This is a genomic window from Desulfovibrio sp. TomC, from assembly GCF_000801335.2.
In the GTDB taxonomy this organism is placed as follows: domain Bacteria; phylum Desulfobacterota; class Desulfovibrionia; order Desulfovibrionales; family Desulfovibrionaceae; genus Solidesulfovibrio.
In genome coordinates this window covers 22,324-45,836 of sequence record NZ_JSEH01000005.1, presented here as the reverse complement: position 1 = coordinate 45,836, position 23,513 = coordinate 22,324, and the positions used below count along the sequence as shown (strand labels likewise).

23 protein-coding genes are annotated in these 23,513 nt (G+C 65.5%); 13 read left to right on the top strand and 10 right to left on the bottom strand.

What is annotated here, in order from left to right; genetic code table 11:
- Positions 1–36: 36 nt before the first annotated feature.
- Positions 37–534, bottom strand: coding sequence for a DUF1269 domain-containing protein (locus NY78_RS06005; RefSeq protein WP_043633052.1), 498 nt, complete (start codon positions 532–534; stop codon positions 37–39).
- Between the two features lie 256 nt (positions 535–790).
- Here NY78_RS06005 and NY78_RS06000 point away from each other — a divergent pair, with 256 nt between their 5' ends.
- Complete coding sequence (locus tag NY78_RS06000; RefSeq protein WP_043633051.1) at positions 791–1,069, top strand: phasin family protein; 279 nt, start codon at positions 791–793, stop codon at positions 1,067–1,069.
- Positions 1,069–2,619 carry an ABC1 kinase family protein gene (locus NY78_RS05995; protein WP_043633046.1) on the top strand — a complete coding sequence of 517 codons (1,551 nt, stop codon included), beginning with the start codon at positions 1,069–1,071 and terminating at the stop codon, positions 2,617–2,619. The genes NY78_RS06000 and NY78_RS05995 overlap by 1 nt, the downstream gene beginning before the upstream one ends.
- A 47-nt stretch (positions 2,620–2,666) precedes the next feature.
- On the opposite strand, the gene NY78_RS05990 is transcribed toward NY78_RS05995, so the two are convergent.
- Genes NY78_RS05990 through NY78_RS05980 form a run of 3 tightly spaced genes read right to left on the bottom strand, consistent with a single transcriptional unit; the run spans position 2,667 to position 5,122 of the window.
- Positions 2,667–3,083, bottom strand: a complete 417-nt coding sequence (locus tag NY78_RS05990; protein ID WP_043633043.1) for a secondary thiamine-phosphate synthase enzyme YjbQ — start codon at positions 3,081–3,083, stop codon at positions 2,667–2,669.
- A gap of 19 nt (positions 3,084–3,102) precedes the next feature.
- Positions 3,103–3,888, bottom strand: a complete 786-nt coding sequence (cobM, locus tag NY78_RS05985; RefSeq protein ID WP_043633041.1) for a precorrin-4 C(11)-methyltransferase — start codon at positions 3,886–3,888, stop codon at positions 3,103–3,105.
- On the bottom strand, positions 3,881–5,122 hold the full coding sequence (locus NY78_RS05980; RefSeq protein WP_043633038.1) for a bifunctional cobalt-precorrin-7 (C(5))-methyltransferase/cobalt-precorrin-6B (C(15))-methyltransferase: 1,242 nt from the start codon (positions 5,120–5,122) through the stop codon (positions 3,881–3,883). Before NY78_RS05980 ends, cobM begins: the two co-directional genes overlap by 8 nt.
- 101 nt (positions 5,123–5,223) lie before the next feature.
- Between NY78_RS05980 and NY78_RS05975 the strand changes: the two genes are divergently transcribed.
- The 3 genes from NY78_RS05975 to NY78_RS05965 are packed head-to-tail and all read left to right on the top strand — an operon-like array spanning position 5,224 to position 8,680.
- Positions 5,224–5,946, top strand: coding sequence for a hypothetical protein (locus NY78_RS05975; RefSeq protein ID WP_043633036.1), 723 nt, complete (start codon positions 5,224–5,226; stop codon positions 5,944–5,946).
- 59 nt (positions 5,947–6,005) lie between these two features.
- Positions 6,006–7,550: a cobyrinate a,c-diamide synthase gene (locus NY78_RS05970; RefSeq protein ID WP_043633034.1), complete on the top strand. Its 1,545-nt coding sequence runs from the start codon at positions 6,006–6,008 to the stop codon at positions 7,548–7,550.
- On the top strand, positions 7,547–8,680 hold the full coding sequence (locus NY78_RS05965) for a cobalt-precorrin-5B (C(1))-methyltransferase (RefSeq protein ID WP_047960057.1): 1,134 nt from the start codon (positions 7,547–7,549) through the stop codon (positions 8,678–8,680). Before NY78_RS05970 ends, NY78_RS05965 begins: the two co-directional genes overlap by 4 nt.
- Here NY78_RS05965 and NY78_RS05960 read toward each other — a convergent pair.
- Positions 8,644–9,636, bottom strand: a complete 993-nt coding sequence (locus NY78_RS05960; protein ID WP_043633032.1) for an NAD(P)H-dependent glycerol-3-phosphate dehydrogenase — start codon at positions 9,634–9,636, stop codon at positions 8,644–8,646. The two genes, NY78_RS05965 and NY78_RS05960, sit on opposite strands and share 37 nt — an antisense overlap.
- Positions 9,637–9,775: 139 nt before the next feature.
- Between NY78_RS05960 and ahbB the strand changes: the two genes are divergently transcribed.
- Positions 9,776–10,264, top strand: a complete 489-nt coding sequence (gene ahbB / locus NY78_RS05955; RefSeq protein ID WP_043633029.1) for a siroheme decarboxylase subunit beta — start codon at positions 9,776–9,778, stop codon at positions 10,262–10,264.
- Positions 10,265–10,414: 150 nt separating this feature from the next.
- Positions 10,415–12,703 (top strand): 7TM diverse intracellular signaling domain-containing protein, encoded by a 2,289-nt coding sequence (locus NY78_RS22995; protein ID WP_053062144.1) that lies wholly within the window; start codon positions 10,415–10,417, stop codon positions 12,701–12,703.
- A 63-nt stretch (positions 12,704–12,766) separates the two neighbouring features.
- Here the strand turns inward: NY78_RS22995 and NY78_RS05945 are convergent, their stop codons facing one another.
- Complete coding sequence (locus NY78_RS05945; protein ID WP_043633027.1) at positions 12,767–13,570, bottom strand: enoyl-CoA hydratase/isomerase family protein; 804 nt, start codon at positions 13,568–13,570, stop codon at positions 12,767–12,769.
- A gap of 185 nt (positions 13,571–13,755) precedes the next feature.
- On the opposite strand from NY78_RS05945, the gene NY78_RS05940 reads away from it, so the two are divergent.
- The 3 genes from NY78_RS05940 (at position 13,756) to NY78_RS05930 (ending at position 18,616) form a co-directional block, all read left to right on the top strand.
- On the top strand, positions 13,756–16,455 hold the full coding sequence (locus NY78_RS05940; RefSeq protein ID WP_043633025.1) for a bifunctional acetate--CoA ligase family protein/GNAT family N-acetyltransferase: 2,700 nt from the start codon (positions 13,756–13,758) through the stop codon (positions 16,453–16,455).
- Positions 16,452–17,516, top strand: a complete 1,065-nt coding sequence (locus tag NY78_RS05935) for an HD-GYP domain-containing protein (RefSeq protein WP_043633022.1) — start codon at positions 16,452–16,454, stop codon at positions 17,514–17,516. Before NY78_RS05940 ends, NY78_RS05935 begins: the two co-directional genes overlap by 4 nt.
- 443 nt (positions 17,517–17,959) lie before the next feature.
- Positions 17,960–18,616 carry a SagB/ThcOx family dehydrogenase gene (locus tag NY78_RS05930; protein WP_043633020.1) on the top strand — a complete coding sequence of 219 codons (657 nt, stop codon included), beginning with the start codon at positions 17,960–17,962 and terminating at the stop codon, positions 18,614–18,616.
- A gap of 295 nt (positions 18,617–18,911) precedes the next feature.
- Here NY78_RS05930 and NY78_RS24550 read toward each other — a convergent pair whose 3' ends face one another.
- From NY78_RS24550 to NY78_RS05915, 4 genes are all read right to left on the bottom strand, one after another.
- Positions 18,912–19,274, bottom strand: coding sequence for a hypothetical protein (locus NY78_RS24550; protein ID WP_156180876.1), 363 nt, complete (start codon positions 19,272–19,274; stop codon positions 18,912–18,914).
- A gap of 252 nt (positions 19,275–19,526) precedes the next feature.
- Positions 19,527–19,979, bottom strand: coding sequence for a ribonuclease HI (rnhA, locus tag NY78_RS05925; RefSeq protein ID WP_197084213.1), 453 nt, complete (start codon positions 19,977–19,979; stop codon positions 19,527–19,529).
- Positions 19,980–20,011: 32 nt separating this feature from the next.
- Positions 20,012–20,548, bottom strand: a complete 537-nt coding sequence (locus NY78_RS05920; RefSeq protein WP_043633016.1) for a hypothetical protein — start codon at positions 20,546–20,548, stop codon at positions 20,012–20,014.
- On the bottom strand, positions 20,545–21,231 hold the full coding sequence (locus NY78_RS05915) for an ABC transporter ATP-binding protein (protein ID WP_043633014.1): 687 nt from the start codon (positions 21,229–21,231) through the stop codon (positions 20,545–20,547). Before NY78_RS05915 ends, NY78_RS05920 begins: the two co-directional genes overlap by 4 nt.
- Positions 21,232–21,373: 142 nt before the next feature.
- Here NY78_RS05915 and NY78_RS05910 point away from each other — a divergent pair, with 142 nt between their 5' ends.
- Genes NY78_RS05910 through NY78_RS05900 form a run of 3 tightly spaced genes read left to right on the top strand, consistent with a single transcriptional unit; the run spans position 21,374 to position 23,493 of the window.
- Positions 21,374–21,964: an arylesterase gene (locus tag NY78_RS05910; protein ID WP_043633012.1), complete on the top strand. Its 591-nt coding sequence runs from the start codon at positions 21,374–21,376 to the stop codon at positions 21,962–21,964.
- A 6-nt stretch (positions 21,965–21,970) separates the two neighbouring features.
- Positions 21,971–22,744 (top strand): type III pantothenate kinase, encoded by a 774-nt coding sequence (locus NY78_RS05905; RefSeq protein ID WP_043633010.1) that lies wholly within the window; start codon positions 21,971–21,973, stop codon positions 22,742–22,744.
- A gap of 14 nt (positions 22,745–22,758) precedes the next feature.
- The gene (locus NY78_RS05900; RefSeq protein WP_043633008.1) at positions 22,759–23,493 is read left to right on the top strand and encodes a tetratricopeptide repeat protein; all 735 of its coding nucleotides are present in this window, start codon (positions 22,759–22,761) and stop codon (positions 23,491–23,493) included.
- Positions 23,494–23,513: the final 20 nt, after the last annotated feature.

The following is a 23,513-nucleotide window of genomic DNA, read 5'->3' as shown; positions in this document are numbered from 1 at the left end:
TGCCCGGCGGGCGTTTTGTTTCGCGTTGCAAATCGGCTAGGCCGAGGCTTTGGCCGCGTCCAGGGCGGTCTGCAGCTTGCTCTCGTCCTCGTGGGACAACGAGGTCTGGAGCACCTTGCCGCCGGTGCCGGACAGCTCGGCCAGGACCTTGTCCGCCGTCATCTTGCGGATGAGCACAAACAGCACCGAGGTGTTGGGTTGCAAATGTTCCGCCAGTTTTTTCATGAAATCGTCGTCGATGCCGACATCGGACAAGGCTCCGGCCGCCGCCCCGGCCCCGGCTCCGACCACGGCTCCCAGGATGGGGTTTAAAAAGATCAGGCCGATCAGCATGCCCCAGAAGCCGCCGCCAACCGCTCCGGAGGCGGCCAGATGGTACATCTGGTTCAGTTTGACCTTGCCGTCGCCCTTTTTGACGGCAACCACGGCGTCTTCCAGGTCGACCAGATACTCTTTCTGCATTTTAAGGAGTTTGAGCCGAACTTCTTCAGCCTTGAAAATATCATCATAGCCGACGACAATCAGATCACTCATCTGGGATGCTCCTTGGTGGCTGGGTGTTGCGACGCACCGGTTCCGGGTCGTCCTATTCTTGTATGTGACTGATTTCGGCCGTTGTGGCAACCGGGAAGCGTCGAGGCCCGATCAGTCCGGCCGGGGAAACACGCCCCGGCCCTGGATACAAGAAGCCGCCATCTCCGGCAGAACGCTTGGCGCGGGGCAACGCATCCCTTGACTCCGGCCGGCCAACATCCCATAGTTTGGTTGGAATAACCCCAACGAGGTGCGTATGAAACCGGTCGATCTGCTCTCCATGGGCCTTGGCGCGGCCTTTCTGGCCAAGGACAAACTCGGCGAAGTCCTTGAGGATCTGGAAAAACGCGGCGAAGTTTCCCGGGATGACGCCAAGCGTTTCCTGGACGACGCCAAATCCCGGGCGAAACAGGAAGAGGAAGCCGTTGCCGCCCGCGTGCGCGAAGAAGTCAAGAAAGTCATCAGCGACATGGGACTGGCCACCAAGGACGACATCGCGGAATTAAAGGCCCTGCTCAAGAAAAAATCCGCCTGATGCCGTTCCTTCGGACTCCTCGTCGCGTCTGGCTGACCTTCCGTTTTCTCCACACCGTCTTCGTGCTGGTGCGGCGCAGGGACCGCTTTCTCTTCCTCGCCCCCCTGCCGCCGCGCCAGCTCAAGGAGGCCGTGCTGGCCCTTGGCGTGTGCTTTATCAAACTGGCCCAGGTGCTGGCCACCCGGGCCGACTTTTTTACCGAAGACTACCTGGCCGAGCTGCGCGGCATCCATGACGAAGTCGCCCCCATGTCCGCCGCCGACTTCAAGGCCGCCTTCAATCTGGCCTTTTGCTGCTACATGCCCTTTGCCACCTTCGATGAGGCCCCCATTGCCAGCGCCTCCATCGGCCAGGTGCATGCCGCCACTCTCCCTGACGGCTCCAAGGTCGCCGTCAAACTGCGCCGTTTTGGCGTCGAAGACCGTGTGCGCGCCGACATAGCCCTGATCCGGGCCATGCTTGGCGTCTTCACCCCATTTTTTTCCAACGCCACCAAGAATTCCGTCGAAGCCGTGCTGGCCGAATTCTCGGCCATGATCGTCAAGGAAGCCGACCTGTCCGTGGAACTGGCCAACCTGCGCAAATTCGCCGAGACCTACAGCCACAGCCCGGTGCGCTTTCCCGTCCCCATCCCCCAGTACAGCAACGTCAACGTCCTGGTCATGAGCTTTGAAACCGGCTGGCGCATCGACGACAAGGCGGCCCTGGCCGCCGCCAACATCTCCTTCCCCGCCGTCCTTTTCGCCCTCATCGACTTTTATATCGAACAAATGCTCGTGCGCGGCTACTTCAACGCCGACCCCCACCCCGGCAACATTCTCGTGCGCCCGGACGGCGGCCTGACGCTGCTTGACTTCGGCATGGTCAAACGCCTGCCCGCCGATACCCGCGTGTCCATGATCGAGGTGGCCAAAACCGCCCACGACCGCGACTACGAAGGCTTCATCACCGCCTGCAAACGCCTGGGCATCGTGGCCGCCGGAGCCAATCCCTGCGAAATGATGGAATTCTCCGAACGCATGTTCGACATCTTCGCCGACACCGGACTCACTGCCGCCTCCATGCAGGCCCTGGCCTTCTCGGTCCTCGACTCCATGAAGGACCTGCCGTTCAAGGTGCCCCAGGACGTCGTCTACGTCATGCGGGCCAGCACCCTGATCGAAGGCCTCGGCACCAGCTACATCGAAAACTTCAACGGCATCAAAGACATCCTGCCGCGCCTGCGCCAGAACATGGCCCGGGCCCTTGAGGACGAAGCCGGCCTGTTCCCCACCCTGCGCTCGGAACTGATGAGCCTGCCGCTGACCCTGCGCCGGGCCAAAACCGTCCTGACCGATCTGAGCGAATCCAATCTGCGGGTCAAACTCTCCCCGGAAACCATGGAGTTCGCCGGCGAACGCCTGCGCCGCCACCTGCGCCCGGTGGGAACGGGGCTCCTGCTCATGGCGGCCGCGTTCCTGGCCGCGCTGACGCTCGGCGAGCACGCGGCCTCGGTGTCCTGGGCCTTGTTTGGCCTGGGGGCGCTTCGGATCTGGACGGGACTCAGGTAAGCGGCCGCCCCTGTCTCCCTGCTTCGGGAGTCGGGGGCGGCCTGCCTTTACGGCGCGCCCTGTTGCGGCGTCTGCCCCAGCCACTGCACCCAGACGTTTCGCGTCCTGGGTCCATCCCATTCACAGAGATAGACGCCTTGCCAGGTCCCGAGTCGGAGCTGGCCGTCGGCCACGAGCAGCGTCAGCGAGGGACCGACCAGGGTGGTCTTGACGTGAGCGTCGCTGTTGCCTTCGGCGTGGCGATAGCGGGGATCACGGGGGACCAGCCGGGCCATGGTCGTGACCATATCCGCGGCCACGTCGGGGTCGGCGTCCTCGTTGACGGTCAGGCCGGCGGTGGTGTGGGGGCAAAAGACGACAATGGCTCCGTCGCGCCAGTTCTTGGCCGCAACCAGTTCCCGGAGGGCCGGGGTGATGCGGACCAGGGCTTCGCGGCAGGGGGTGCGCAGTTCCAGGGTTTCCATGGCGACTCTCCTTTTCGGGTCAGCTGCGGGCCGGGCGGCAGGCGTGGCCGAAGGTCGCGTCGTAGAGTTTGGAGGTGGTGGCCTGTCCCAGGCCCGGCAGGATGAGAAAGACGGTCTGGCGGTCAATGCCTTCGCGGCGCACGGTTTCGGCCAGGGTGGCAATGGTGGCCCAGAGGCGTTTTTCCCCGGGCCATCCCAGGCGATGGGCCAGGGCGACCGGGGTTTCGGGCGGATAGCCGCCGTCAAGGAGCGCCTGGGCCACGCCCTCGGGGTCCCCGGCCGAGAGATAGACGGCCATGGCCGAGCGGTGCCGGGCCAGATCGGCCAGGGTTTCGCCTGGCGGCATGGGCGTGCGTCCGGCCAGCCGGGTGAGGATCAGCGTCTGGGTGATCTCGGGCACGGTAAAGGACACGGCAAAGGCGGCCGCAGCGGCCGAGGCCGAGGTGACGCCCGGAATGACGGCGTAGGGGATATGTTCGGCCGCAAGCAGCGCGGCTTGTTCGGCAATGGCCCCGTACAGGGCGGGATCGCCGGTGTGGACCCGGGCCACGAGTTTGCCGGCCCGGGCGGCGGCGGCCATGAGGGCGTGGGTCTCATCCAGAGCCAGCGGCGCGGAATCAACCACCCGGGCCGCGGGTTTGGCCAGGGCCACGATGCCGGGCGAGACCAGCGACCCGGCGTAGAGCACGAGGTCGGCGGTGGCGATGAGGCGGCTGGCCTTGACGGTCAGCAAATCGGGGTCGCCGGGGCCGGCGCCGATAAAATAGACCCGAGGGGAAACGTCTGGTGCTGCGGCATCAGGCATGGGCAGGCTCCTTGGCGGCGGTGAGGATAAAAACCGGATTGTCGGCAGCCAGACGCAAATCCCCGGCCAGCGGCGCGGACTGGCCGGCCTGCAACTGGGTCAGCGAAAACGGGACGGCCAGGACGGTCAGTGTGGCCATGGCCTGCCACAGCGAGCCGAGCAGCACGGCATTGACGACGAGCCGCCCGCCCGGACGCAGACGGCGGCAGAGGGTCGGCAGCAGATCGGGCCGGGTGGACAGGCCACCGCCGACAAAGATGCGATCAGGGTCGGGCAAGGCCTCAAGCCCGTCCGGGGCCTCGGCCAGGACGGGAGCGACGGTCAGCGCGCCGGTGCGCCGGATATTTTGAACCAGCAGGGCATGGCGTTTCGGGTCGCGCTCGACAGCGAAAACCGGGCCGCCGGGATTGAGCAGGCTTGCTTCCAGGGCCACGGACCCGGTGCCGGCCCCGACATCCCAGACGACGTCGCCGGGCCGCACGGCCAGGGCGGCCAGGGACACGGCCCGTACCGGGGCTTTGGTAAAAACCGCGTCGTGACGCAGGAGCGCCTCGTCGGGTAAGCCCAGGTGCAACGGCACGGCCGACGGCACAGTGCGTTCGACCAGAACCAGGGTCAGGGCCGAGGCCGTGACACCGGCCGCTTCGGCCAGGGACAGCCGGCGGAGGCGCTCGCCGGGCAGGTGCAACTCCTCGCAAATGGTCAGGGCAAACCCATCGCCGCCGCGCGCAAGGACCCGGGCGGCAATGGCGGCCGGGCTGTTGACGGCGTCGGTGTAGACGGCCACGGCCCCATGGGCGGCCAGGGCGGCAAACAGCGGCGTATACGCGGTACGGCCGTGCAGCGACACGACGGGCAGGCCGGCCCAGGGCCGGCCAAGGCGGGAGCAGGCGGCGGCCACAGCGGTGACGTTGGGAAAAAAACGCAGCCGTTCGGGGGCAAAGCGGGTCAAAAGCGTCGTCCCGATGCCGAAATACAGGCCGTCGCCGTCAGCCAGCACGGCCACGGCCTGCCCGGCGTTCGTGGCCGCTTCGACGGCGTCCAGCACGGCGGCCAGCGGCCCGGCAATGGGAATACGCCGGCCGGGATGGTCGGGAAAGGCAGCCAGCAGGCGCGATCCGCCAACCAGGACACTGGCTCCGGCCAGGGCGGCGGCAGCCTCCGGGGCGAGGCAGGGGCGGCCCAGGCCGCAGCCGATGACGGCGATGGGGGGCGGCGAAAGGTGTGACGTCATGGCCGTGTGTGTACCGGGCGCAGGCGGCGCGGTCAAAAGGGGCCTTGCCCTTTGGGGCCGGCTGATCCAATACAGGTTCTATCGCAGGCAGGGAGGACGGCATGGAAACGCAGCAGACGCGGGTACGGTTTACGGGTGGGGCGCTGGCTTCCTTTGGCTATTCCTTCCTGTTTCTGTTCCTTTTTTTCCTGATCCTCCCCGGAGCCTGGGGGGCTGTGCCGTTTGCCGTCTGGTGGACGGCCCATCTTGCCTTTGACGACGGCGCCCGGGCCGAATTCACCGGCCGGGCCGGACAGGTCTGGGTCCTTATGGCCGGGCTGGCCTTTCTGGCCTATCTGCCAAGCCTCGCCACGGCCGGGCTGCCCAAGAGCGGCAGAACAGGGTTTATCCAACTGGCCCTGTCCCTGGTTCTGTTCCCGTTGGATGCAGCCCTTAAACTCCCGATTTACCGCTGGTTTATTGAGAATATTCGGCTCACGCCCGGCGGCCGTCCGCGCTTTACCGCCACCTATGCCGGCTATGTGGGCTGGCTGTCCCTGCTCCTTTTGTCCCTCGTGACCGTCGTTGGCTGGGCCTGGGCCGCCGTGGCCATGCAGCGCTGGTTTTGCCGCCACATCGAATCCGAGGCCTATGTCGTCAGTTTTACCGGCACGGGCTGGGGCCTGTTGTGGCGAAGCCTTTTCTGGCTGGTCGGCATGGTGCTGCTTCTTCCCCTGCCCTGGGTGTTCCGGTCGATCTACGGCTGGTGGGCGGGCAATCTGGTGGTGACGCACACTGCCGCCCCGGCCGTTGCGGACGATTTCCCGGTTTTCGGCACGGCCTGATCGCCCGGTCGCGCGTCCGGGCGCTGGCCTGGCGCGCCCGGCTCGGCTACCATGTCCCCATGACGCACACCCTCCCCCCGGCCCTGGTCGTGGCCGGCACGAAAAGCGGCTGCGGCAAGACGTCGGTCGCCCTTGGCCTCATGCGGGCGCTCACCCGACGCGGCCTCACCGTTGCCGCCTTCAAGGCCGGACCGGATTTCATCGACCCCGGCCATCACGCCCTGGCCAGCAACCGGGCCAGCCACAATCTCGACGACTGGATGTGCGGGGAAAAAGGCGTGCGGGACATCTTTGCCCGCTGGGCTGCCGGGGCCGACGCGGCCGTCATCGAGGGCGTAATGGGCCTTTTTGACGGGCTTTCGGCCACGGACGAGGCCGGCAGCACGGCCCGGCTGGCCAAGCTCCTCGGACTGCCGGTGCTGCTGGTGGTGGACGCAGCCTCCATGGCCCGGTCGGCAGCGGCCCTGACGCTTGGCTATGTGCGCTTTGATCCCGGCCTCACCTTTTGCGGCGTTATCCTTAATAACGCCGGCAGCCCGTCCCATGCGGCGCTGTTGGCCGAAGCCTTGGCTGTCGCCCTGCCGGATGTGCCGGTCTGGGGCGTGTTGCCGCGCCGACACGACATCGCCACCCCCTCGCGCCATCTGGGGCTGGTCACGGCCGAAGATGCCCCGGATACGGCCCCGCGCCTGGACGCCCTGGCCGACTGGCTCGAAGCGGCCATCGACCTCCCGGCCCGTCTGGCCGCCCTCCCCCGGGCCACGTTCCCGTCTCCATCAGATGGCCTTTTCGACACAGCCTCCGCGACTCAAGGCGCTTCCATCCCGCCCCATCATCCCCGCCCCCCCCATCCAGGGGGTCCGGGGGGGATGATCCCCCCCGGCGGGGTGCAGGGGCAGCGCCCCTGCCAGGAAAGTCCAGAAGGGGCAGCGCCCCTTTTGGCCCCCGGAGGGTTCCTGTCGCCGCGCCCCTGCATATTAGCCGTCGCCCGCGATCAGGCGTTTTGCTTCTATTACGGCGAAAATCTACGTCGACTCGAGGCGGCCGGGTTGGAGCTGGTCCCGTTTTCACCGCTGGCCGATACGGCGCTGCCGCCGGGCAGTGACGGCCTGTATCTGGGCGGCGGCTACCCGGAGGTCCATGCGGCGGCCTTGTCCGGCAATGCGGCCATGCGCCGGGCGGTGCAGGACTTTTGCAGGACCGGCCGGCCGGTCTATGCCGAGTGCGGCGGGTTTATGTATCTATTGGAGTCACTGACCGACCTGGACGGACGGCCCTGGCCCATGGCCGGGGTGTTCCCGGCCATGGCCGCCATGGGACCGCGCTTTGCGGCCCTGGGCTACCGGGAAGTGACCACCCGGGCGGGGACGCTCCTTGGCCCGGCCGGCACGGTGCTTCGCGGCCATGAGTTCCACTATTCGCGCCTGACGCACGCGCCGACCGGCGTTGCGGCCGTGTACGGGGTCACCGGACGCAAGGGCGTTCTCGACGCGCCCGAAGGCTTTGTGTCCGGCGGAACGCTTGGCAGCTACGTGCATCTCCATTTTGGCAGCAACCCTGACGCGGCGGTCCATTTCGCCGCCGCCTGCGCAGCGGCACGATGAAACGCGACCAGCCGCTTCGCGAAGGCTTCACCACCGGCACAGCCGCTTCCGGCGCGGCCAAGGCGGCCACGCTCCTGCTGCTGACCGGCAGCGCGCCGCCGACCGTGGACGTGCCCCTCCCCGGCGGCGGACGCATGGCGCTGCCCGTGGCCGAGGCCCATCTTGCCGGCGATACGGCTGTTGCCGCCATCATCAAGGACGCCGGCGACGACCCGGACGTGACCCACGGCGCGGCCATCGGCTGCCGGGTGTCACGGCTGATCGGGGCAGCGGACGGGAGCGTGGTGGTGGACGGCGGCGAAGGGGTCGGGCGCGTCACCTTGCCGGGACTGCCGGTGGCGGTGGGGCTGGCGGCGATCAATCCCGCCCCGAGAGCGCAAATTGCCGCGGCCGTGGCCGAGGCCATGCGGCTGGCCGGCTACGACGGGGGCATTTCGGCGGTGGTGACGGTGGCGGACGGCGAGGGGCTGGCCCGAAAGACGCTCAACCCCCGCCTGGGCATCGTGGGGGGCATTTCGATCCTCGGCGTGTCGGGCATCGTGCGGCCGTTTAGCCACGACGCCTGGCAGACCTCCATCAGCGAGTCCCTGGACGTGGCCCGGGCGCTTGGCCACGACACGGTCGGCTTTTCCACGGGACGACGCAGCGAGGCGCTCTTGCGGGCGGCCGAACCGGAGCTGCCGGAAACGGCGCTCATGCAGGCGGCGGATTTTTTTGCTTTTGCCCTGGCCGAGGCGGCCAGACGGGATTTCGGCCGCATCGTCTGGGCGGCCTTTGGCGGCAAGCTGGTCAAGATGGCCCAGGGGCTGCAAAACACCCACGCCCACCGCGGGGACACGGATTTTTCCGCCCTGGCCGGCTGGTGCGCGGCCGCCGGCTGGCCGGCCGGGCTGGCCCAACAGGCCGCAGCGGCCAATACCGCCCGCCACGCCCTGGAGATGGCCCCGTCGCCTGCGGCCAAGACGGCCCTGGTCGCAGTCCTGGCCGGTGAGGCTCTGGGCCACATGCGCCGGTTTGCCGGTCCCGGCCCAAGCCTCACCCTGCTCGTCTTCGACTTCGACGGCGGCCTGCTTGGCCGGTTTGGAGAAAAGCCCTATTCGTCCTTAAGCGACCGGGTCATAAGCTCGTAGACAGCCTGCCCCGGGTCCTTGTCCTTGTAGAGAATGGCGTAGACCTGCTCGGTAATGGGCATATCGACGCCGATCTTGAGTCGCAGGGCCTCGACGGCCTCGGTGGTTTTGACCCCTTCGGCCACCATCTTCATCTCGGCCAGGATGTCGAGGAGCTTTTGCCCCTTGGCCAGCCGCAGGCCGACCTGCCGGTTGCGGGACAGGTCGCCGGTGCAGGTGAGCACCAGATCGCCCATGCCGGACAGGCCCATAAAGGTCTGTCGATCCGCACCCATGGCCTTGCCAAGCCGACTCATCTCGTGAAGCCCCCGGGTGATCAGCGCCGCCCGGGCATTGCCGCCAAAGCCCAGTCCGTCGGCCACGCCGGCAGCAATGGCAATGATGTTTTTAATTGCCCCGCCAAGCTCCACCCCGCGCACGTCACTGGCCGTATAGACCCGGAAATACGGCGTGGACAGGGCTTCCTGCACGTCCTTGCCGCTCTTTTTGTCCTTGCAGGCCAGGGTCACGGCCGTTGGCATCTCGCGGATGACCTCGTAGGCAAACGACGGCCCGGACAACATGGCAAAGTGCGGTTTGACCGCGGCCAGGGCGTCGTCGCAGACCTGGGACATGGTCATGAGGCTGTCGAGTTCGATTCCCTTGCTGGCACAGATGATGACCGGACGTTTGGGCAGATATTTGATGAAACGCTGGTAGGCGTTTCGGATGAACTGGCACGGCACGGTGAAGATAAAATGCCGGGCTTCGTCAGCCACTGTCGCCGCATCGGTGCTGACTTCGAGGGCATCGGAAAGTTTGCGGCCGGGCAGATACCAGGAATTTTCCCGGGTGGTGCGAATCTCGTTCATAACGGTCTGTTCGCGCACCCAAAGTCGGGCCTCGTGGCCGTTTTTGGCCAGCATGTCGGCCAGGGTGGTGCCCCAGCTGCCGCCGCCTATCACCGCGATTTTCATAGTGCTCCCTTCCGGCGCTGCCAAACGGCTGCGCCAATGCCGCCCGCAGCGGCTGTTTGGCGATCACCCGCCACGGTTGCCTCTAGCATACAAAGCCGCTAAGGACAAAGGCTTTCCAGACGACCAAACAGGAGACGACATGGCAGAAGCACCGGGTCTCACCCCGCTGACCGCACTCGACCGGGACATCCTCAAACGAGTCCAGGGCACCTTGCCCGATTCCGCCACGCCCTATGCCGACATCGCCGCCGCCGTGGGCACGGACGAGGCCCACGTCATCAGTCTGCTCGCCCGCATGGCCGAAACCGGGGAAATCCGCCGGTTCGGAGCGACCCTCAAGCACCAGAAGGCCGGCTACGGGGCCAACGTCATGGTGGCTTGGTCCGTGGATGAGGAAGACGTGGACCGGATGGGCGCGATCATGGCCAAACGCCAGGAAATCAGCCACTGCTACCACCGCGTCACCTGCATGGAATGGCCGTACAACCTCTACACCATGATCCACGGCCGTTCGCCTGAGGACTGCCAGGCCGTGGTGACGTCGCTGGCCGCCGAAACCGGCCTGGATGATTTCGCCATGCTTTTCAGCCTCAAAGAACTCAAGAAAGTCAGCATGCGCTATTTTTAACCGGGGCCGGCAACAGATCGCCGATGGCTCTTGCCGTCTGCGGTATTGCGTGGCAGATATGGCGGCAATGAAACACTATTTGCCTTTGCTGCCCTCGTCCACCCGGCCCCAGGGCCGGCTGCGGGACACAAGCCGCCAACCGCAACGATCATGCCGGCCCGTCGCCGCCTGACCGTTTTCCCCCAGCCTTTCCTGGCAGGCCGCGTACTATGGCCCGCCGTCATTCTCTGCCTGCTGCTTTTTCCCCAGGCTGGGGCCGGGGCAGCCCAGGCGGCCGCACCACCCCCGGTCCCGACCATCACCAGCCTGGCCGTCCTGGCCGCCCCGCCGGACGCTCCCTCCGTGGCCTGGGCCATCGACCAATACCAGGCCGGCCGCTTCCTAAGCCTCCCGGACAAGGTCTTCACCGCTTCGGGGGAGCAGACCTATTGGTTGCGCGTCGGGCTTGCCGTCCCGCCCGGCCTTGCCGACCAAACCTACGCCCTGGACCTCAACTGGCCATTTTTGCGCCTGCTCCAGGCCTACCTCCCCGGGCAACCCCTGGCCATGCCGGCAGCCCGCAGCGAATGGAACTTCTATCAGCCCGCCCCGGTGCCCCTGCCGCCGCACCTGTCGGGGGAGATTGCCGTCTACATCCGGCTGGCCGGCTATGGCAGCATCAACCTCAATCCGGTCATCGTGAACGGCCGGGACGCCGCCCGCCAGGCAAGGCTGCGCCCCTGGGTTCTCGGCCTGTTCTTTGGACTCCTGGGGTCGATGCTGGCCTACAACCTCTTTCTTTTTGTGTCGCTGCGCGACGCCAGCTATGGCTATTACGTGGCCAACGCCGCCCTGCTCATCCTCTATTATTTTTTCTCCACCGGAATGCCCGGCGATATCCTCCCCCTGGATTCCCGGACCTCCCTTGACCGGCTGCTTCGGGGCTTTCATCTTGTAGCGGCCCTGCTCTTTGCCAATATGGGCCTTTTCACCCGGTCTTTTCTGCTCACGCGCCGGGCCAGCCCCAGCCTCGATCGCATCCTGATCGGACAAATCCTGCTGGCCTTGCTGCTCGTGCCGCTGGACCTCCTGTTCCCGATCGAAGCCAGTTTTACCATAGCCCCATCCATCGGCATGCTGACGGCCGTGGTCATTTTGCTGGCCGCCGTGGTCCGGCTCGTTCAGGGCTTTCGCCCAGCCGTGATTTTCGTGGTCGGCTGGGGATTTTACGTCCTGTGCGGGGCCGTCCACTCCATGACCTGGGCCGGCATCCTGGCGGCCACGCCGGCCACCATCCACGCCCCCATGGTCGGTACGGCAGCGGAAGTCTTCATCATGTCCCTGGCCCTGGCCTACCGGATCAAATTACTGCGCGATCACGCCCGGCTGGCCGACCAGGAACGCCAGCGTCTGGCCGTGGAAAAGGCCCGGTCCGACGAGGCCTGCGATACGCTGGCCCGGGAAAACACCCTGCTCGCCCTGGTCCTCGACGACCACCGGTTCGGCATCGGCGTGGTGCAGGACGGCCGGTTCCAGTTTGCCAACCGCCAGTTGGCCCGGCATCTGGGCCGCGACGACGTGGCTGGCCAGCTCCTGACCGACGTGCCCCAGGCCGCCCGGTTTCTGGGCGTCGCCCTGGACATGAGCGCCGAGCGGGACAGCGAACGCGAGGTGGTGCTTGGGGAAAACGGGTCCGGCCGAACGCTGCGGGCCGCCGGCCGGCTGCTCGACCCGGCCCGGCCGGAGCTTGGCACGGTCTACCTTGTGGAAGACGTCAGCGACGCCAGACGCCTGGAACAGCTCAAGAACGACATCGACCAAGTCATGCGCCACGATCTCAAAAGCCCGCTGGCCACCATCGCCGGCATCCGGGAAGCCCTGGAACTGGCCGGTCCGCTGACCGAACGCCAACAGCGGCTGACCGCCATGCTGGAACGGACGGTGGCGGAGATGACCTCGCGCATCAACCTGTCGCTGGCTTTGTATAAAATCGAGGCCGGCAGCCTGCGCCTGACCCCTGGCCCGGCGCCCCTGGCCCGGCTGCTGGAGGATGCCCGGCTGGAGCTGGCCCCGTTTCTGTCTGCCGGCGGTCGCCTGGACATTGCCTATGATGCGCCGCCCGGGGCCTTTGTCGTCCTGGGTGAGCCCACGCTGCTGCTGTCGCTGTGGGTCAATCTGTTCAAAAACGCCCTGGAGGCGGCGGCAGGGGCAGGAGCAGTCACCGTGGCCGTGTCCGATCCCGGCGCACCCCGCGTGGCCATCACCAACCCAGGCGAGGTGCCGCCCGACGTGCGCGACCGGTTTTTCGAAAAATACGCCACGTCCGGCAAGCCGGGCGGCGCCGGGCTTGGGGCCTACAGCGCCCGGCGCATTGCCCGGGCCTTTGGCGGCGACGTCACCCTCGACGCCTCGCGCCCGGGCCTGACCACCGTCACGGTGATCGGCCTGCCCCCGGCCTGAGCCCGGACAGCCGTCCCACCGCGCCGTCTGCCGCGGGAGCCGAAAGCTCCAAACGGCGGCCGGCTACGACCTGGCGTTCCGGACGGCCCGGCACTCTTCCAGAGCGGTGCGAAACGCCGGGGAATTGACCCGGTTGAGCAGCAGCATATCCTCGGTCTCAAGGGACCGGCGCAGCTCGTTGAGGTCGCTTTTGAGCAATTTGCGGATGGCCAGCATGGTCGCCACCTGCCGCTCCTGGTAGTAGTCGGCGATGGTCAGGGCCGCTTCCTCAACCTTGGCCTCGGGCACAATCTTGTCCACAATGCCGAGCTTAAGCGCCTCTTCAGCCGTGAAGCGCGGCCACTGGAGCACCTCGGCCGCCTTGCCGGCCCCAAGCATCCGCGACAGAAAATAGCCGCCGCCGCCCTTGGGCACGGTGCCGAGCTCGGCAAAGACGTTTTCAAACACGGTGTGCTCGGAAACGATGCGGTAGTCGCAGGCCAGGGCCATGTTGAGATGAAACAGGGAGATGCGCCCGCAGTCGGCGTTAATCGTCACCTTGTTTAAACCGGCCATGGTGACGGTGTAATTGTTGACGAGATTGAGCAGTCTTTGGAGCAGGTAATCCTCACGGCGCGAGGCGAGCAGGGATTCGAAGAACTCCAGCGTTTCGTCGCCGCCGGATTTTTCCGACGCCCCGATAAACGTCACCACATTCACTTCTTCAGTGCGGGAGATGATCTCCAAGTGGTCGAAAAAGGTGTCTATCTTTTTGAGATCCCCGGCGTGGCGGGCAAAATGCGGCTTGCCGCGCACCAAGAGCATGGCGTCGCGGCGCTCGGCTGAGAAAAATTCATTATCCGTGACAAGGCTGGTCGTGACTTCCATGACGTCCTCCGTAACGGCCCTGTGCCGATACAGAAAACCGTGCCAGTCCAGGGAGTTCCTGTCAACACGGCGGCCTGGGCGAAGCCGCGCCAAGGAGTGCGCCCCGACCGCAAAACCCCTTGCCTTGGCCCCAAGAGGCCTCTATCCTTACCCAAACTTTCAACTCGCCAAGGGGGACCATTGCATTGAGCGCCCGAAGCCTGGACGCCTTGTTCCGTCCCAATTCCGTGGCTGTTGTCGGCGCCTCGGCCGACCCCGGCCACGTGGGCGCGGTCATCATGCGAAACCTGCTTGGCGGCAAGTTTCTGGGACCGGTTATGCCCGTGGCCCCGGATCTGGCCGAGATCGACGGCATCACCTGCTACAAGTCCGTCGACACCCTGCCGCTGACCCCGGATCTGGCCGTCATCTGCACCAGCCCCGACTCCGTGCCGGAAACCCTGCGCGAACTCGGCCGGCGCGGCGTCGGCGCGGCCGTGGTGCTGCCGCCGGGCTATGCCAAACTCGCTCCCGAGGCCAAACGCAGCCTGCAAGCCCGGATGCTCGAAGCGGCCTCCCCATCCGGCATCCGCATCCTCGGCCCCTCCGGCATGGGGCTGGTCGTGCCCGGCATCGGGCTTAACTGCTCCCTGGCCAACCGCGACGCCAATCCCGGGCGCATGGCCTTTATTTCCCAGTCCGCTTCGCTTTTTACCGCCGTCCTTGACTGGGCCGACACCAAGGGCATCGGCTTTTCCCACATCCTGTCGCTGGGCGACCGGGTCGATCTCAAGTACGCCGACATCCTCGACTACATGGCCTCCGATCCCAACACCCGCTCGATCCTGCTCTATGTCGAGACGGTCACCGACGCCCGGTCGTTTATGAGCGCCTCCCGGGCGGCCGCCCGCAACAAGCCCCTGCTCGTGGTCAAACCCGGGCGCAAGCTCTGGACGCTTTTCCCACCCGGTCCGAGCGAGGGCCGCGACGAGGTCTATGACGAGGCCTTTCGCCGGGCCGGCATGCTGCGGGTGGGCGAAATCGACACCCTTTTTGACGCGGCCGAAACCCTGGCCCGGGCCAGGCCGCTCTCCGGCGACCATCTGGCCGTTTTGACCAACGGCGGGTCCATGGGCATCATGGCCGCCGACGCCCTGCTCGACGGCGGCGGCCGGCTGGCCCCTTTTGACGCCGACACGACAACCGCCCTGTCCGCCGTGCTCGGCCCCAACTGGCAGCGCCAAGGCGTGGTCGACATGGGCGTGGACGCGGCCCCGGCCCTGTACGCCGAATCGCTGCGGGCGCTGTTGCGCGCCCCCGGAGCCAACGCCGTCCTGGTGGTCCATGTGCCCTTTCCCGGGGTCTCCCCCGAGGAGACGGCCCGGGCCGTGGCCGAAGTCGCCGCCAAGACCAGCCGCACCGTGCTGGCCTGCTTCATGGGCTACAATCCGGCCGGCGGCGAGGCGCTCCACATTTTAAACAAGGCCGGCGTGCCCACCTACGCCACCCCGGACCAGGCCGTCTCGGCCTTTGTCCAACTGGCCCGCTACCGCAAAAACCAGGAACTCCTGATGGAGATGCCGGCCAGCCTGCCCGACGCCTATGCCCCCGACCCGGACGCGGCCCGGGCCGTGGTGGAGCGGGCCTATAGCGAGGGCCGCCTGACCCTCACCGACCCCGAAGCCAAGGAAGTCCTCGGCTATTACGGCGTGCGGGCCATTGCCTCGCACATCACCGAGGACATCGACGACGCCGTGGCCGCAGCCGACGCCCTGGGCTATCCCGTAGCCGTCAAAATCATTTCCCCGGACATCCCCAAGCCCTTTGACGTCGGCGGCATAGTCCTGGACGTCCCTGGTCCCGAGGCCGTGCGCGAAGCGGCCGCCGCCGCCCGGCAGCGGGCGCTCGACCATGTGCCGGGCGCGCGCATCGAAGGCTACGTCATCCAGGAGATGGGTCGGCGGGCCGGAGCCCACGAGGTAACCATCCAGGCCCGGGTGGACCCGGTCTTTGGCCCCTACGTCATCTTCGGCCAGGGCGGCCTGGCCGCCAGGGTCACCCGGGACAAGGCCGTGGCGCTGACCCCGCTTAACATGTCCCTGGCCAGGGATCTGGTCTGCCGCACCCGGGTGGCCGCGGCCCTGACCGGCGGCGGCGGCCAGCCGGCCGTGGACCTCGACGCCCTGTGCCTGACGCTGAATCAGATTTCCCAGTGCGTGGCCGACCTGGAGCGCGTGGCCGCCATCGACGTCAACCCCGTGCTGGCCCATCCCGACGGCGTCACCGTCATCGGCGCGACCATCCGGCTCTCGCCCGAACCCCAGCCCGACCCCCACCGGCTGGCAATCCGCCCCTATCCCCGGGAACTGGAAGAAAAAGCCGTGCTGCGAAACGGCCGCCCCGTGCTTCTTCGGCCCATCCGCCCCGAGGACGAACCGGCCCATTACGACTTCTTCAAGCACCTCTCGGCCGAGGACCTGCGCTTCCGGTTCTTCGGCGTGGTGCGCGACCTGTCCCATACCGAAATGGCCAAGCTCACCCAGATCGACTACGAGCGCGAAATGGCCTTTATCGCCACCGCGCCGGGTCCTGACGGCCGGCCCGAGACCCTTGGCGTGGTGCGGGCCTCCACCCGGCCGGACAACGCCACGGCGGAATTTGCCGTCATCGTGCGCTCGGATCAAAAGGGAGCCGGCCTTGGCCGGATGCTCATGGAAAAAATCATCCGCTATTGCCGCGGACGCGGCACCAAGGAACTGACCGGGCAGGCGCTTATGGAAAACGGCGGGATGCAGGGACTGGCCGAGAAACTCGGCTTTTCCGTGGTGCGCAACTACGACGACGAGGTGGCGGAAATGCGCCTGCCGCTCCAGGAATCGCCGACCGACGGGACGGGACGGCCATGACGGCCACTCCCGACGTCGTCGCGGCCCCGGACCTGAAAGCCTATTCCCCGATCAAGACGGCCTGCCTGCGCCCCTGGGGCACGGGCCGGTTTTCCCTGTACGTGCGCAAGGGCCAGGGGCTGGTGCTTTACGCCTCGCGCGGGGCGGCTTTCACCCAGGAGCAGGTCCGCCGGCTCAAGGCTGCCAATATCGAGACGGTCTACATCCACACCGGCGAGTTGCGCCACTTTGAGAACTATCTGCGCGACAACCTGGGCGAAATCCTTCTCGATGAATCCATTGCGCTCACCGACCGGGCCGAGGTCTGGCACGCCAGCGCCACCACCCTGGTGCGCGGGGTGCTGGAAGAAAAACTGCCCCATTCCATCAGCCGCGCCCGGTTCGATCAGGTGGGCAAGCTCGTGCGCCAGTCCATCGGGTTTCTGCAAGCGCCCGGAGCCATGCAGAACGTGGCCCAGCTCATCAGCAAGGGCTATCAGGACTACCAGCACGGGCTGGCCTCCATGGTGCTCACCTCCATCATGCTCATGGACCACAAGGGCATGACCGAAGACCTGCTGGTCAAAATCGGGGTGGGGGCGCTGTTGCACGACGTGGGCAAAACCGGACTGCCCGAAGGCCTCATCGATCGGCGGCCCGACGCCTGGACGCCCGAAGAAGAGGCGTTGTTCCGGTCCCACCCGGCCATGGGCGTGGGCCTGCTCGTCAATCTGCCGCTGCCCACGGAAACCCTCCACTGCATTCTTTTCCACCACGAGCAGGAGGACGGCAAAGGCTTCCCGGCCGGCATGCCGGCCGCCGGCATCCCCTATTTCGTCAAGGCGCTCACGGTCTGCAACACCTACGACGCCCTGACCCGGGCCTGCGTCTGGCGGCCGGCCTATCCGCCCTTTGAGGCGCTGCGCAAGATGGAAGCAAAAAAGGAGACCTTCGACCGGGCCATGTTCAAGCGGCTGATCATGATCCTGGCCGATGCCGAGCTGCTCAAAGGCGGCGGCGCTGCGGCCCAAAAAGGGGAATTGCCGCCGCAAGAGCCGACCGGCGGCGCGGAGAGCGCGTAGGGGAGAGGGGGAGGAGAAGGGAAGGGAAGAGGCCTCCGGCGGCCAAAGGGCAGTGCCCTTTGGAATCCCACCTGGGGTTGGCTTGATTTGCCCATGCCCATTACCGAGCCGGGAAGCGGACATTGCGCAAGAAAAGACGAAAAAAGACTGGGACTGCAACTGGTTGGTGCTTAAGCTTGACGGGAACCACAGCTTCTTCGGGGGCCGGAACCAGCCTTTGCCTTACAAAGAATTCATACGCGACTGCAACCAGCCGTCAGCCACGCCTTGTGTGACACTCCATTCTCTGAAATCATTGCGCTTTCCAGCAAAGATTACGAAACACGGCAGCGTTGCAAGCCCACTCGTCCATACGCCGCACCCCTCCTGCACGGCTGGACATCCTGCCGCAGGCCTTCTACCCTGCGAGCAAGAGGCAGGCCATGCCTCAAAAGGAGTACCGCGTGGACAGAAGATCATTCATACGGACAGCGGGAACGCTCTGCGTCGGCCTGGGACTTGTCGGCAATGAAGCGGCCTTCGCGCAGAAAAGCGATATTTTGCCGCCGCCGTCCCTGCCCGGGAGCAAAACCCTGGAGGAAGCCCTGCGGGCCAGGCAATCGATCCGAAGCTACTCGGAACAGGACGTGCCGGGCGAGGTGCTTTCGGGACTGCTCTGGGCCGCCTGCGGCGTCAACCGCAAGGAAACCGGCAAGCGAACCGCGCCAAGCGCGGTCAACAAACAGGAAATCGATGTCTGGGTGGCCAAGAAGGACGGCGTGTTTCTGTACGATGCCAAGGACCATGCCCTCGTCCGCAAGGGCGACGCGGACATCCGGGCGCTGACCGGCACCCAGAGCTACGTGCCCACGGCCCCGCTCGATCTGATCTATGTCGCGGACATGGGCAAGGTCGCGGGCAAGACCGAGGAAGAAAAGTCCAATCTGGCCTGGGCCGACACCGGGTACATCAGCCAGAACGTCTATCTCTACTGCGCTGTCATGGGTCTTGGCACGGTGGTGCGGGCCAGCATCGACTACCCGGCCCTGTCCAAGGCCATGGGACTGGCCGCCAACCAGCGGGTCATCATGGCCCAATGCGTGGGCTATCCGAAAGTGTAGCGTGTAGGCCAGCGGCGGACCGGTCAGCTCTGCTTCGCGCATAGGGTGAACAGCCGCCGCCATTTTACGCTACTCATTTAACATTTCACAGGGGATACGCTTATTCTAAGCGTATCCCCTGTTGTTTTCAGCACCACGGAACCAACGTGAAGTTAATAACTCACGGAAGGCGATCCGTTGATGACGCTAGCTGTTTGAATTTTATCGATGACATCTAGTAAAAAAAACGATATCGATACATTTTTTCCATTCTGACGGCAAAGTTCGAGAGCTTTCTAAAAAACCTATCTAGACTTTATGTACCGTTTGCAGATTTTCTATTTGATTTACAAAAAAAATACAAGTGCCTACTTACTGTATAAGCAGATAAAAATAATGGGAATGGAAACACTTTTGTCCATCCGTAATTTTTAAAATAAAGAGAAGCAACCAATCCCGACACTATAGCCGTCAAAAGCAAAATATTAGAAGTCAAAAAAATCTTTTGCGTAGAATACGGTACAGACTTATCATACAATAAAAATTCTGATCCAAATCCCAACATTCCTTTTTCACTGCATTCTTTCGGATATAACTTGTCAAATTCCTTTTTTGCATACACTCCAAGACACAATCCAAACAAAGTACCAACAACACACAAGACAATAAGCAGCTTCATTACATAATACATAAACGCCTCTAGCAAATGAAATTCATACAAAATACACAACTACTCAGGTGGTACGGCCAAGCGAAATCTGCGTTCGCGTTGACGAACATCCTAAACAAAAATATATAAATTTAGTGCAACTATAGCAAGGCGAAACAAAGACGGCAATCAAACGAGTAGCATATATCAATATTGCTTCGGCTGGAGCATCGTATCCCGCTTCTGAGAATAGAAATCCGATGCTCCAACCCCTCGTCCCCGCTACCCCGGGTACCCTTCGTCGGCCAGCAACCCCCGCGAGGTGGCCGCCGTGCGGGCCAGGACGTCGCAGCGTTCGTTTTCCGGGTGGCCGGTGTGGCCGCGCACCCAGTTGAACTTGACCTTGTGGCGGGCTAAAAGCGGGATCATGCGCTGCCAGAGGTCCTGGTTTTTCACCGGTTTGCGCTCGGAATTGACCCAGCCCTTTTTGATCCACGAGGCCAGCCAGCGCTTTTCGATGGCGTCGTGGACGTAGCGCGAATCGGTCACCAGGGACACGATGGACGGTTGCGGCAGGTTTTCCAGGGCTTCGATGACGGCCAGGAGTTCCATGCGGTTGTTGGTGGTGAGCTTGCGTCCGCCGGAAATCTCCTGGCGTTCGCCGTTGCAGTCGATCACCGCGCCATAGCCGCCGGGTCCGGGATTGCCGAGGCAGGCCCCGTCGGTATAGATCATGATGGTTTTCGGCGCGGTCTTGGTTTCTTCGGTCACGAATCCTCTCCTTTGGCCCGCTGGGCAGCCTGCCCCAGGGCGTCGATAAGTAGTCCCACGGCGGCCAGCACCCCTTCCCGCCCCCGGCCCTGACGGCAGGCGGCGTCCAGGTGGGCGCGGCCCAGATCTGCAGCAAAGCCGGGCGGCAGGCCCGAGGCGACCAGCGGCGGCACCGCCGCCCGGGAGGCTTGGCAGCCCGGGTCGAAATAGAAAAACACTTTTTTCGGATCGTCCGGATCAGGAGCCGGGTACCCGCCGGCCGGTTGCGACGCGCTGCCGATGCGCACAGCCAGTTCCAGCCCGAACCGGGCGCGCAGGAAGGCCGCCTGCTCAAGCAGCCACAGCCGGTCGGTCCCGGTCAAAAGGCCCCCGGGGTCGGCAACCGTCCCCTTGGCCTGCACCCGCTCGATGACGCTTTGGAAATTTTTCTGGTAAGCGACAATGGCCGCGGCAAAGATGCCCGCCACCAGCAGCCCGCGCACGGCCCGCTCCAGGGGACGGCGGCCGCGCGGCATGAAAAAAAGGCGTTTCATCGACCCGACGGGTCATCCCGGGCCACCCGCCCGTCGCGCACGGCCACCACCCGGCCGCAGCGGGCCGCCAGACCGGCATCATGGGTGACCAGCACCAGGGTCATGCCGCCTGACAGCGAAAAGAGCAGGTCCATGACCAGCGCCCCGGTTTCGCCGTCCAGGTTGCCGGTAGGTTCGTCGGCCAAAAGGAGCCGGGGACGCGGGGCCAAGGCCCGGGCCAGGGCCACGCGCTGCTGTTCGCCGCCGGACAGTTCGGCCGGAAAATGCTGCTCCCGCCCGGCCAGCCCCACAGCGGCCAGGACCTCGGCGGCCCGGACAAAGGCGTCGGAACGGCCGGCGAATTCCAGCGGCAAGGCGACGTTTTCCAGGGCGGTCATGGCCGGCACGAGGTGGAAGGCCTGAAAGACGATGCCCACGTTGTCGCGGCGAAAGGCGGCCAGCCCATCTTCGTTCAAGGTGGAAAGATCGCGGCCGGCAATCGTCACCGTGCCCGAGGTCGGGGCAAGCAGGCCGGCCATGAGCATTAAAAGCGTGGTCTTGCCCGCGCCGGACGGTCCGATGACGGCCAGGGCCTCGCCAGCCTGGGCCGTCAGGTCCACCCCACGCAGGATGTTGACCCCGCCGGCCTGGCTTTGTAACGTCAACCGGACATCGGACAAGGAAATCATGCACGTATCCATCATACCCACTCCGCCCGTCCCCGCTGGTACGCAGGCGAGCCGTTGCCGACCGTCCCGGCCAGGATACCAGCTTGGCCGGAAAAGACAAACCGCCTCCAGGCTCTGCCGGCTTGTCCTGGCCGTGGCCCTGGCCTTGGGAGTCCTCATGCCGCACCCGGCCCTGGCGCTCAAACTGGCGGCCCTGGGCGACAGCCTGACCGCCGGCTGGGGCCTGCCCGCCGCCGACGCCTACCCCGCGAAGCTGGCCCGCGTCCTGGCCGATAAGGGCCGGACCGTGGAAATCCTCAATTTCGGCATCTCCGGCGACACCACCGCCGGCGGCCTGGCCCGGCTGGGCATGGTCCTGGCCGCCGCCCCGGACGGGGTCATCCTGGAGCTTGGGGCCAACGACATGCTGCGCGGCATGGACCCGGCCGTTCCCCGGGACAACCTCGACGCCATCATGCAGCGCCTGCGCGACGCCCATATCCCGGTCCTGCTCTGCGGCATCCGGGCCATGCGCAACTACGGCCGGGCCTACGCCGTGGAGCTGGAAGCCGTCTATGTCGAGCTGGCCAAGAAGTACGACGCCGTGCTCTATCCCTCCTTTCTTGACGGCGTGACCGGCGTCCCGGGCATGACCCTGCCCGACGGCCTGCATCCCACGGCCGAGGGCGTGGCCGAGATGGTGCGGCGAAGCCTGCCCACGGTTGAAACCTTTCTCGCCCGCCTGGGGACCACCCGGGCCGCGCCCTGACCCGCCATGCCAGCCCTTTTAATCGACATCGGCAACACCAACATCAAGTTCGGTCTGGCCGAGCGCCACGGCCTTATCGCGTCCTTTGCCCTGCCAACCGACCGCTCGGCCACGCCGGACAGCCTGGGGCTGGCCCTGGTGACGGCCCTGCCCTTCCACGGCTGCCGGACCACGGACGTCGAGGCGGCCGTGGCCTCAAGCGTTGTGCCGCCGCTTAATCCCGTCATCGAACAGGCCGTTTCCCGCTATCTCGGCGTGCGCCTGCGCTTTGTGCCGACCGACATCCCGATACCGCTTAAAAACCTGTACGGCCGGCCCCACGAGGTCGGAGCCGACCGGCTGGTCACGGCCTTTGCCGGCCGCCGGGCCGTTGGGGCGACCTCGGTCATCGTGGTGGATTTCGGCACGGCCACCAATTTCGACTGCGTCCAGGACGACGCCTTCTTGGGCGGGCTTATCTGTCCGGGCATGATGACCTCGCTGTCCGGGCTGGTCAGCAAGACAGCCAAGCTGCCCCATGTGGCCCTGGACCCGGGCGACGGGGCATTGTCGATTGGCCGCTCCACCACCGACTGCATCAATCAGGGATTCGTTTTCGGGTTCGCCGACATGGTCCAGGGCGTGACCGCGCGCTTGAAAGCCCATCTCGGCGGCGATGTCCACGTGCTGGCCACAGGCGGTTTCGCCGAGAAACTCGCCCCCATCTGCCCGGTCATCCGCGACGTGCGCCCTGAGCTTTTGCTCGAAGGGCTGCGGCAATTGTGGTTGGCCGCGCGCTAGCCAAGGAGCCAGACATGCCCGATCTGCCGGAAATACTTGGCTGCTACCAGTCCCAGAAACGCGAAAAGATGGGCGGCAAGGGCGGCTCGGGCCGCGATTTCACCCAGCGCATCGACTGGCTGGCCTTGCGTCTGGATACGGCCCGTATCCTGATCTTTCCCCTGGACGAGGGGCATCTGCCGCTGCCGCTGCAAAAAATCGTCACCCCGGAGGAATTCCTCCTCCACTTCGTGCCGGCCCCGCTCCTTTTCACCGAGCGCCTTGGTCCGGCGGCCGTGGTGCTGGCCCGGCTTCTCCGCGACGTCGGCCCCGACCTTGACCACAAGACCCTGCCTGATGCCGAGCGGGCGCTGTTCGTGGTGGTCCTGGCCGCCCTGGCCGCCGCCGGGGTGCCGGATACCGGCAGCGCCCCGCTTGACGTGGTTACGGCGGCTGGCGGCGGGCTGTCCCCGGAAGCCCAGAAGCTGACGATAAACGCCTTTGGCATCAGCCTGCGCAAACGCGGCGAGTTCGACACCGCCGCCACCTTTTACCGCAAGGCCCTGGAACTGGCCCCGAACGACGAGCGCATCATGTTCAATCTGGCCCGGGTGCTCTATGAGAAAGGCGATGCCCCGGCCTGCAGCCAGCTCCTGGAACAGGCCCTGGCCACCGATCCGGATTTCGCCGAGGCCAAGGCCTTCCTGCGCTATCTCAAACGCCGGAACAATGTCGCCCGCGACGACGATTTTCCAGACATCACAATTTGACGAAACCTTGGCGACAGACC

Bases quoted from the DNA above. Each gene is read 5' to 3' on its own strand.
- NY78_RS05915 (WP_043633014.1), bottom strand. From the start codon at position 21,231: ATGATGGATACGTGCATGATTTCCTTGTCCGATGTCCGGTTGACGTTA.
- NY78_RS24550 (WP_156180876.1), bottom strand. From the start codon at position 19,274: ATGAAGCTGCTTATTGTCTTGTGTGTTGTTGGTACTTTGTTTGGATTG.
- ahbB (WP_043633029.1), top strand. From the start codon at position 9,776: ATGGCAGAAGCACCGGGTCTCACCCCGCTGACCGCACTCGACCGGGAC.
- NY78_RS05975 (WP_043633036.1), top strand. From the start codon at position 5,224: ATGGAAACGCAGCAGACGCGGGTACGGTTTACGGGTGGGGCGCTGGCT.
- NY78_RS05970 (WP_043633034.1), top strand. From the start codon at position 6,006: ATGACGCACACCCTCCCCCCGGCCCTGGTCGTGGCCGGCACGAAAAGC.
- NY78_RS05920 (WP_043633016.1), bottom strand. From the start codon at position 20,548: ATGAAACGCCTTTTTTTCATGCCGCGCGGCCGCCGTCCCCTGGAGCGG.
- rnhA (WP_197084213.1), bottom strand. From the start codon at position 19,979: ATGATCTATACCGACGGGGCCTGCCTCGGCAATCCCGGACCCGGCGGC.
- NY78_RS05945 (WP_043633027.1), bottom strand. From the start codon at position 13,570: ATGGAAGTCACGACCAGCCTTGTCACGGATAATGAATTTTTCTCAGCC.
- NY78_RS22995 (WP_053062144.1), top strand. From the start codon at position 10,415: ATGCCGGCCCGTCGCCGCCTGACCGTTTTCCCCCAGCCTTTCCTGGCA.
- NY78_RS05980 (WP_043633038.1), bottom strand. From the start codon at position 5,122: ATGACGTCACACCTTTCGCCGCCCCCCATCGCCGTCATCGGCTGCGGC.
- cobM (WP_043633041.1), bottom strand. From the start codon at position 3,888: ATGCCTGATGCCGCAGCACCAGACGTTTCCCCTCGGGTCTATTTTATC.
- NY78_RS05960 (WP_043633032.1), bottom strand. From the start codon at position 9,636: ATGAAAATCGCGGTGATAGGCGGCGGCAGCTGGGGCACCACCCTGGCC.
- NY78_RS05990 (WP_043633043.1), bottom strand. From the start codon at position 3,083: ATGGAAACCCTGGAACTGCGCACCCCCTGCCGCGAAGCCCTGGTCCGC.
- NY78_RS06005 (WP_043633052.1), bottom strand. From the start codon at position 534: ATGAGTGATCTGATTGTCGTCGGCTATGATGATATTTTCAAGGCTGAA.
- NY78_RS06000 (WP_043633051.1), top strand. From the start codon at position 791: ATGAAACCGGTCGATCTGCTCTCCATGGGCCTTGGCGCGGCCTTTCTG.
- NY78_RS05965 (WP_047960057.1), top strand. From the start codon at position 7,547: ATGAAACGCGACCAGCCGCTTCGCGAAGGCTTCACCACCGGCACAGCC.
- NY78_RS05935 (WP_043633022.1), top strand. From the start codon at position 16,452: ATGACGGCCACTCCCGACGTCGTCGCGGCCCCGGACCTGAAAGCCTAT.
- NY78_RS05905 (WP_043633010.1), top strand. From the start codon at position 21,971: ATGCCAGCCCTTTTAATCGACATCGGCAACACCAACATCAAGTTCGGT.
- NY78_RS05910 (WP_043633012.1), top strand. From the start codon at position 21,374: ATGCCGCACCCGGCCCTGGCGCTCAAACTGGCGGCCCTGGGCGACAGC.
- NY78_RS05995 (WP_043633046.1), top strand. From the start codon at position 1,069: ATGCCGTTCCTTCGGACTCCTCGTCGCGTCTGGCTGACCTTCCGTTTT.
- NY78_RS05900 (WP_043633008.1), top strand. From the start codon at position 22,759: ATGCCCGATCTGCCGGAAATACTTGGCTGCTACCAGTCCCAGAAACGC.